This is a genomic window from bacterium (genome assembly GCA_036524115.1).
Classification (GTDB): Bacteria; JAUVQV01; JAUVQV01; order JAUVQV01; family DATDCY01; genus DATDCY01.
This window is the reverse complement of record DATDCY010000173.1, coordinates 1-7,427: the sequence shown is the minus strand read 5'-3', so window position 1 is coordinate 7,427 and position 7,427 is coordinate 1. Positions and strand designations below refer to the sequence as shown.

8 protein-coding genes are annotated in these 7,427 nt (G+C 75.8%); 4 read left to right on the top strand and 4 right to left on the bottom strand.

Features of this window, described 5'->3' with window-relative positions; all coding sequences use genetic code 11:
- Window positions 1-351: hypothetical protein (locus VI078_08335; GenBank protein ID HEY5999293.1), on the top strand; the 351-nt coding region annotated here is incomplete at its 5' end.
- Window positions 352-354: 3 nt separating this feature from the next.
- Here the strand turns inward: VI078_08335 and VI078_08330 are convergent.
- The 4 genes from VI078_08330 to VI078_08315 all read right to left on the bottom strand — a co-directional run bounded on the left by VI078_08330 (window position 355) and on the right by VI078_08315 (window position 3,671).
- Window positions 355-1,446: a glycosyltransferase family 4 protein gene (locus VI078_08330; GenBank protein ID HEY5999292.1), complete on the bottom strand. Its 1,092-nt coding sequence runs from the start codon at window positions 1,444-1,446 to the stop codon at window positions 355-357.
- Window positions 1,443-2,459: a GDP-mannose 4,6-dehydratase gene (locus VI078_08325; GenBank protein HEY5999291.1), complete on the bottom strand. Its 1,017-nt coding sequence runs from the start codon at window positions 2,457-2,459 to the stop codon at window positions 1,443-1,445. The genes VI078_08330 and VI078_08325 overlap by 4 nt, the downstream gene beginning before the upstream one ends.
- A gap of 32 nt (window positions 2,460-2,491) precedes the next feature.
- Window positions 2,492-3,391 carry a hypothetical protein gene (locus tag VI078_08320; GenBank protein ID HEY5999290.1) on the bottom strand — a complete coding sequence of 300 codons (900 nt, stop codon included), beginning with the start codon at window positions 3,389-3,391 and terminating at the stop codon, window positions 2,492-2,494.
- Window positions 3,392-3,476: 85 nt separating this feature from the next.
- Window positions 3,477-3,671 carry a ferredoxin gene (locus tag VI078_08315; protein HEY5999289.1) on the bottom strand — a complete coding sequence of 65 codons (195 nt, stop codon included), beginning with the start codon at window positions 3,669-3,671 and terminating at the stop codon, window positions 3,477-3,479.
- 129 nt (window positions 3,672-3,800) lie between these two features.
- Between VI078_08315 and VI078_08310 the strand changes: the two genes are divergently transcribed.
- From VI078_08310 to VI078_08300, 3 genes are all read left to right on the top strand, one after another.
- Complete coding sequence (locus tag VI078_08310; GenBank protein ID HEY5999288.1) at window positions 3,801-4,724, top strand: AAA family ATPase; 924 nt, start codon at window positions 3,801-3,803, stop codon at window positions 4,722-4,724.
- Entirely contained in the window at window positions 4,678-5,634 is a 957-nt protein-coding gene (locus VI078_08305; protein ID HEY5999287.1) for a DUF58 domain-containing protein, read from the top strand. The genes VI078_08310 and VI078_08305 overlap by 47 nt, the downstream gene beginning before the upstream one ends.
- A partial coding sequence (locus VI078_08300) for a DUF3488 and transglutaminase-like domain-containing protein (protein HEY5999286.1) occupies window positions 5,631-7,427 on the top strand: 1,797 nt, incomplete at its 3' end. The genes VI078_08305 and VI078_08300, both read left to right, overlap by 4 nt.

The following is a 7,427-nucleotide window of genomic DNA, read 5'->3' as shown; positions in this document are numbered from 1 at the left end:
GCCGCGGCCGGCGACCGCTACCGCAGCGGGCTCGACGTCTTCCGCGCCGGCGACCTCGACGGGGCGGCCGCGATCTGGGAGGACGTCCTTGAGGCGGAGCACCGCGCCGGGTTCACGCTTCTGCTGCTCACGGCCTGCCAGCGCGACACCATCGCCGACGCCCAGAAGACGCTGGCGTCCCGGCGGTTCTACCTGGTCACCAAGGACGTGAAGGGCCGGACCTGCTTCCGCGTCTGCGTCGACACCTTCGATTCCCGAGAGGCGGCCGCGCGCTCGCTCGCGGAGCTGCCCGCCGAGTTCCGCTCCGCCGGCGCCGCCGTCCGGCCGGTCGCGGACGTCCTCAAGCGCTGAGGGCTACGGGGCGACGCCCGCGAGCAGGGGCCACAGCTCGCGCTCGACCCGCGCCGGCGAGAAGTCCTCGAGCCGGGCCGCTCCCCCGGCGACCAGGCGGGCGCGCAGCCGGGCGTCGGTCGCCACCAGCCGCATCAGCTCCGCCGCCTCCTCGAAGCGCTTCTCCCCCAGCAGCGCCCCCCCCGCCCCGAGGGTCTCGGGGACCGCCGCCGCCGCGAACGCGACGATCGGGACGCGAAAGTGCATCGCCTCCAGCAGCGGCACGCAGAAGCCCTCGTGCTCGCTCATCGAGAGGTAGAGATCGGCGAGGCGGTAGCAGGTGCACAGCCCCGCGAAGTCGAGGTGGCCGAGAAAGTGCACCTCGGGCGTCCCGAGGGCGGCGACGAACTCCCGCAGCGCGTCGGCGTACCCGCGCACCCCGGTGTCGTTGCCGACGATCAGCAGTCGCGCCGCCGCGTCGGCCCGGCGGTAGAGGTGGAAGCAGCGCACGAGGTCCTCGATGCGCTTGTTGGGCACCACGCGGCCCACGTGCAGGATGGTCGTGCCGCCGCGCCCGAACCGCAGCGCGAGCTCGACGTCCCACGGCGCGCGGTCGTGGTCCGCGAAGTCGACGAGGATCGGCAGCACGGCGGTGCGGGCGAACCCCAGCTCCTCGAGCTCCCTGCGGTTGTACTCGGAGACCGCGAGCGCCAGGTCGGTGCACCCGGCCAGCTCGCGCAGCTGCTCGCGCCCGGCGCGGCACTCGCGCTCGAGACGCCGGCTCACGCCGCGGGCGAAACCCGGCGGGGTCACGTTGTGGTAGACGAGCACCTTGCGCGCGCGCAGCCGCGCGAAGACCCGCGCCATGGCGCCGCCGATCGAGAAGTGCAGGATGCAGATGTTCCGCGGGTCGTCGTGGGCGGCGTACTCGCGCCAGCGCCGCGCCTCCCCGCCCAGCCGCTCGTCCACGGTCGCGGCGAAGATCTCCGAGGTCACGCCGCCGCGCCGCAGCAGCCCGCGCAGGGCCAGGACGTCGTTGCCGATCGCGTCCCCGTAGGCGAACGCGGGGAGCGCCTGGTCGATCCGCGGCGCCGCGGCGCCCGCGCCGCCGCTCACGCCGGCGAGCCCGCCGCGCGCGGCTGCCCGGCGCCCGCCTCGGCCGCGACGCGCCGACGCCAGTATTCGAGCAGGTCGCCGAGGCTCCGCTCGATCCCGATGGCCGGGGCCCAGCCCGTCTCGCGCGCGAGGCGCCCGGGGTCGCCGTGCAGGACCGGGACGTCCACCGGGCGGTGGCGCGACACGTCGACCTCGACCTTGATCCTGAGCACCGCCTGCCCGAGCAGGATCTGCAGCAGATCCGCGATGGTCCGCACGCTGCCGGAGCAGACGTTGTACGCCGCGCCCGGGGTCCCCCGGGCCACGATGAGCCGGTAGGCACGCACGACGTCCCGCACGTCGAGAAAGTCGCGCGCGGCCCCGAGGTTCCCCACGCGGATGACCGGCTCCGCGAGGCGCAGCTCGATGCGCGCGATCTGCCGCGCGAAGTCGGCGCACACGTAGTCCGCCCCCTGGCGGGGCCCCGTGTGGTTGTAGGTGCGCGTCATGAGGATCGGCCAGCGCCGGGTCCGCGCGTAGTAGCCCCCGAGCGCCTCCTGCCAGACCTTGCTCAGGGCGTAGGGGTTCGCCGGCGCCAGCGGCGCGTCCTCGGCGAGCGCGCCGGCGCCCGCGGGCGCGACGCCGTACTCCTCCGCCGAGCCCACGAGGAGCACCCGCGGCGGCGTCGCCTGCCGCAGGAGCGCCTCGAGGAGGTTGACCGAGGCGAACGCGTTCACCTCGAGGGTCCGCCGGACCTCGCCGAAGGAGCGGCGCACGCTCGCGAGGCCCGCGAGGTGGTAGACCGCGGCGAACTCCCGCCCGCCGAGGGCCCCGCGCACCTCGTCCGCGCCGCCGGCCGCGAGGTCGCAGGCGACGTAGTCGATCCGCCCGCGCACGGCCTCGAGATTCTCGGGCCGCGCCTCCGGGTGGTCGAGCCCGACCACGGCGAGCCCGCGCTCGAGCAGGTGCTCGACGAGATGGCTGCCGCCGAAGCCGGCCGCGCCCGTGACGAGGACCGGCCCCTTCTGATCCATGGGACGGGAGTGTACGGCCTCGCCTGCTCTTGTCAACGAGCCCCGGGCAGCCCGCCGAGCAGTTTCCCGGTCGCCGCGTCCACGAACAGCCGGTGCACGAGGCGGCCCGGTTCGCCCTTGAGCGAGAAGGGGACGACCCAGGCGACGCGGGCGCGCGCCGCCGCGGCCTCCCCCGGCGAAGCCAGCCAGTCGTTGGGCCGCACGATGAACAGCTCCGCCGCTCCCGTCTTTCCCGGCGCGGCGCCCGCCCCCAACGCCGGCGAGAGGTCGCGCGCCGCGAGCGCCGCCGCGGCAACCCGCTCGGCGGCCTTGCGCGACAGGCGCGCCTTGGGCGCCTTCGGCGGCGCGAACCAGTCGGGGTCGGCGTCGAAACGGAAGAAGTTGCCCGTCGACGCGTCCAGCAACAGCCGCACCGTGGGCTGCAGGAAGGGGACGTCGCCGCCGGGGTCGGTGAAGCTCGCCTCGTAGTAGATGCTCTCCTCGCCGCTGGCGCGGTAGCGCTGGATGCCCTCGAGCGCCAGCTCCGTGCCGGGGAGGAGCCGGCGTACCTGGGCGTCGGCGCGCGAGGAGACCTCGCCGAGCGAGATGATCGCCTCGCCGGCCTTGCGCGCGCTCGCGTTGGGGAACCAGACGAAGGAGGTGACGCGCCCGGCCCCGAGGTCGACGATGGCCTCGTCGCGCAGCGTGGGCCGCCCGTCCGGCCCGCTCACGCGCCCCTTGACCACGAGCGCAGGACGCCCTCCCGGCGAGACCGCGACCCACGTCTCCTCGGCGGGCGGCCCGGCCGCCGGATCGACGCGCCGGCGCAGCTCCTCGCGCGCCGCCAGCCCCCGACGGACGGCCGGGTCCGCCTCCGCCGGCCCGGCGACGGCCGACGGTGGGCGCACGACGAGGCCGCAGAGCAGCAGAACGACGATGCAGGCGCGTGGCACGGAGGGGCTTCCCGCGGGGGCAGCGGCGGGTGGCGTGGACCGAAACGGGGCGGCAGCGGGCCGCCCCGCGCCGGAAGGACCGGTGCTACTCCTCGTACTTGATGATCTCGACGGGGCAGTTGCGCGCCGCGTCGATGATGGCGTCGGAGTTCGCGGCCAGGTTCGCGCCCGCGATCACCGTGCTCGAGTCGTCGCCCAGCTGGAAGACCTCGGGCGCCAGATCGGCGCAGACGCCGCACACGGTACAGCCTTCCTCGATCCAGACCTTCTTCACCGCCATGTCCTGTTCCTCCCCTGTCCGGGTTGCCGCATCTCGCGCGCGGAAGGCAGGCCGTCCGCGCAGAAAACGAAGCGTTACGTTAGCGAAGGCCCGGCGAAATTGCAAGGGGATGTGCTAGCATGGGGGCCCGTGAAGACCGACGGTCGGATCGACGCCGCCCTCGCCGCCGTGAACGCCCTCGTGCGTGGCAAGGAGGACGTCGTGCGGCTGGCGGTGGCCTGCCTGCTGGCGCGCGGCCACCTGCTCCTCGAGGACCTCCCCGGCGTCGGCAAGACCACCCTCGCCCTGGCGCTGGCCCGGGTGCTGGGGCTCGACTTCGCGCGGGTGCAGTTCACCGCGGACCTGCTCCCGACCGACATCCTGGGCGTGTCGGTGCTGGACGTGGGGACGGGCGCCCTCGCCTTCCGGCCCGGGCCGGTCTTCCACCAGATCGTCCTCGCCGACGAGATCAACCGCGCCACGCCGAAGACCCAGAGCGCGCTGCTCGAGGCGATGGCCGAGGGGCAGGTCTCGGTGGAGGGCCGCACCCACCAGCTGCCGCAGCCCTTCTTCGTGATCGCGACCCAGAACCCGGTCGAGCACTACGGCACCTACCCGCTGCCCGAGTCGCAACTCGACCGCTTCATGATGACGCTGCGCATGGGCTACCCCGGGCGCGACGCCGAACGCGTCCTCCTCGCAAACCTGGACACGCGCGAGCGCGTCGACCGCGCCGAGGCGGTCGTCGGCGCCGACGACCTCGCCGCCCTCCAGGAACGCGCGGCCGCGGTGACCGTCGCCGCGCCGCTGCTGGAGTACGTCCTCGACCTCGCTGCCGCCTCCCGCGTCTCGGACCGCCTGCTCATCGGCATCTCCCCGCGCGGCGCCGAGCACTGGGTGCGCGCGGCGAAGGCTGCGGCGCTGCTCGCGGGCAGGGACTACTGCGTCCCCGAGGACGTGCAGGGCGTGGCCGAGGCGGTGGTCGCGCACCGCCTCCTTCCCCGGGGCGAGTTCGAAAGGCTGGACCGTGCCTCCCTCGTCCGGGACCTCCTCCGGGCCACCCCCGTCCGCTGAGCCCGCCGGCGTCCCCCTCGCCGCCGGGGACCTGCGCATCCGGCTCACCGCGCCCGGGGGTTTCGCGATCGCCCTCGTCCTGGCGGCGGGCGTCGTTGCGGTGAACTCCGGCAACAACCTCCTCTACTTCGTCGTGGCCTCGCTGCTGGCCCTGCTCGCGCTCTCCGGCATCCTCGGGCACCGCAATCTGGCGGCGGCGAGCGTCCGGCTGCTCCCGCCGGACGAGGCGTGGGCGGGCCGCCCGGCGTCCGTGCGCGTCCTGCTCGCGGCCGGGCCGGGCCGAGCGTCCTACCTGCTGGCGGTGGGGGAAGCGGGGAAGCCGCCCGCCGCGGTGGCCGCCGAGGTGCCGCGCGGCGGCGCGACCGACGTGCCGCTGGCCGTGAGCTTCCCCGCGCGCGGGGTGCAGCCGTGGCCGGCGCTGGAGATCTCCTCCGAGTTCCCCTTCGGTCTCATACGCCGCGGCCGCGTCGTGCGGCCCCGCGGCGGCTGCCTCGTCTACCCGCAACCGCTGCCGGTCTCCTGGGAGAGCGTCGACCGCGCCGAGCGCGAGGGCGAGCTGGCGACGCGCCGCAAGGCGGGCCTCGGGGGCGACTACCGCGGCCTGAGGGATTACGTCCCGGGCGACGCCATCGCGCGCGTGCAGTGGACGAGCTGGCTGCGCCTGCGCCGGCTGCTCACGAAGGAGTTCGAGTCCGAGGGCGCGCCGCCGGTCGTGTACGCCTTCGACGCGGTCCCCGGACCGGGCACGGAGGCGCGCCTCGGCCAGCTCGCCTGGCTCGTGCGCACGGCGCTGCGGCGGGGACGCGCCGCCGGCCTCGAGCTGCCCGGGCAGACCTTCGCCCCCGGCAGCGGCCAGGCCCACCGCCGCGCGCTCCTCGGCGCGCTCGCGCGCTTCCCGGGACCGACGTGAGGCCGCGCAGCGTCAGCCTGGCGTTCGCGTACGCCCTCGCGGCGGCGGCCACGGCCGCGGTCGCCCTCTCGCCGCTGCACCGCAGCGCCTGGATGCTGGCGGCCTTCGGCTGGATCGCCGGGGCGCTCTGGGACCACCGGGGCGGCCGCCGCGCACCGGTCTTCGTCCTCAATCTCGTCGGGCTGGCGGGCTCGCTCGCCTTCCTCGCGCCCCCGCGGCGCGACACGCTCGCGGAGCAGTCGCTCGCGGCGCTGGCGCTGCTGCTGGCGGTCAAGCTCCTCGGCGCGAAGGCGCGCCGGGACCACCTCCAGATCCTCGCCGTATCGCTGCTGCTCGTCGCGGGGTGCGCCTCGCTGGAGCCGGAAATCGGCTTCGCCCTCCTGCTGGTGGCCGCGATCGTCCTCGGGGTGCTCTTCCTGCTCTGGCTCCCCTTCGCCGAGGCGGTCCCGGCGCTGGACCGGCGCCTCGCCCGACGCCTGGCCGTGATCGGCGGCGGGCTCGTCGCGGCGTCCCTGCCGCTGGCGGCGCTGCTGTTCGTCGTGCTGCCACGCTCGGTGAACCCCTTCTGGGCGGGACTCGGGGCGCGATCGCGGACGGGGACCAGCGGCGTCTCGGACCAGCTGCGCCTCGGGGACGTCGAGCGCGTGGCACTCAGCGGCGCGGTCGCATTCCGTGCCGAGATCGAGGACGGACCGCTGGCCACGACGCCGTACTGGCGCGGCGCCGTCCTCGAGGTCACGGACGGGCGCAGGTGGAGCGTCTCCCCGCTCTGGCGCCCGGCCACGCCCCCGCCGCAGGGACCGGCGCAGCCCGCCGGCACCCGCGTCACGTACTTCGTCGAGCCCCACGGCGACCGGCAGCTCTTCCTCCTCGAGTCGCCCCTGCGCGCGACGGTGGGCGCGCGGCTCCAGCTCCTCGGCGCCGGCCGCGCGCTGCGCCTGCCCCTGCCGCTGGCACGGCGCATCCGCTACACCGGCACATCCGTCCCCGGCGACCGCTACGCCGAGCGGCTCTCGCGCGAGGAGCGCGCCCTGGACCTCGCCGTGCCGGCCGCGCTCCCCGATCCGATCCGGGATCTGGCGCTGCGCGCCGCCGGCGGCGAGATCGACCCGCGGCGCATCGCGGACCGGCTCCTGGCGCACTTCGCCCGCGGCTACACCTACTCCCTCGAGGTGCCGGCGCCGGCGGGCGACCCGCTCGAGGCGTTCCTGCTGGTCAACCGCACGGGCTACTGCGAGTACTTCGCCGCCGGGCTCGCGACCATGCTGCGCGTCTGCGGGGTCCCGGCGCGCCTCGTCAGCGGCTACCTCGGCGGCGACTGGGTCGCCGCCGGCTCCTACTACCTCGTGACTCAGGCCTCCGCGCACGCCTGGGTCGAGGCCTGGATCGACGGCGAGTGGGTCCGCCTCGACGCCACCCCGGCGGCGGCGGCGCTCGGCGCCACCGCGGCGTCGCGGCGGCTGCGGCGGCCGCTGCTCTGGCTCGATACGCTGCGGATGCGCTGGAACAGCTGGGTCGTCCAGTACGACGCCGAATCGCAGCTCCAGATCGCCCGCGCCGGGGCGGAAGGCTTCCGGAGCCTGCGCCGCCTCCGTCTTCCCGCCGGCGCGTCGCGCGCGGCGCTCATCGCGCTGGCCGCGGCGATCGCGCTGGCGGCGCTCGCGCTCCTCGCCGCCCGCGGGCGGCGCGACGGGGGCCGCAGCCCGCTGGAGCGGCGCCGCGAGCGCTTCGAAGCTCTCGCCGCCCGTCGCGGCTGCGCGCGCGAGCCCTGGGAAGGGCCGCTCGACCACGCG

Excerpts from the sequence above, each read along its gene's own strand:
- VI078_08325 (HEY5999291.1), bottom strand. The coding sequence starts at position 2,459 with ATGGATCAGAAGGGGCCGGTCCTCGTCACGGGCGCGGCCGGCTTCGGC.
- VI078_08315 (HEY5999289.1), bottom strand. The coding sequence starts at position 3,671 with ATGGCGGTGAAGAAGGTCTGGATCGAGGAAGGCTGTACCGTGTGCGGC.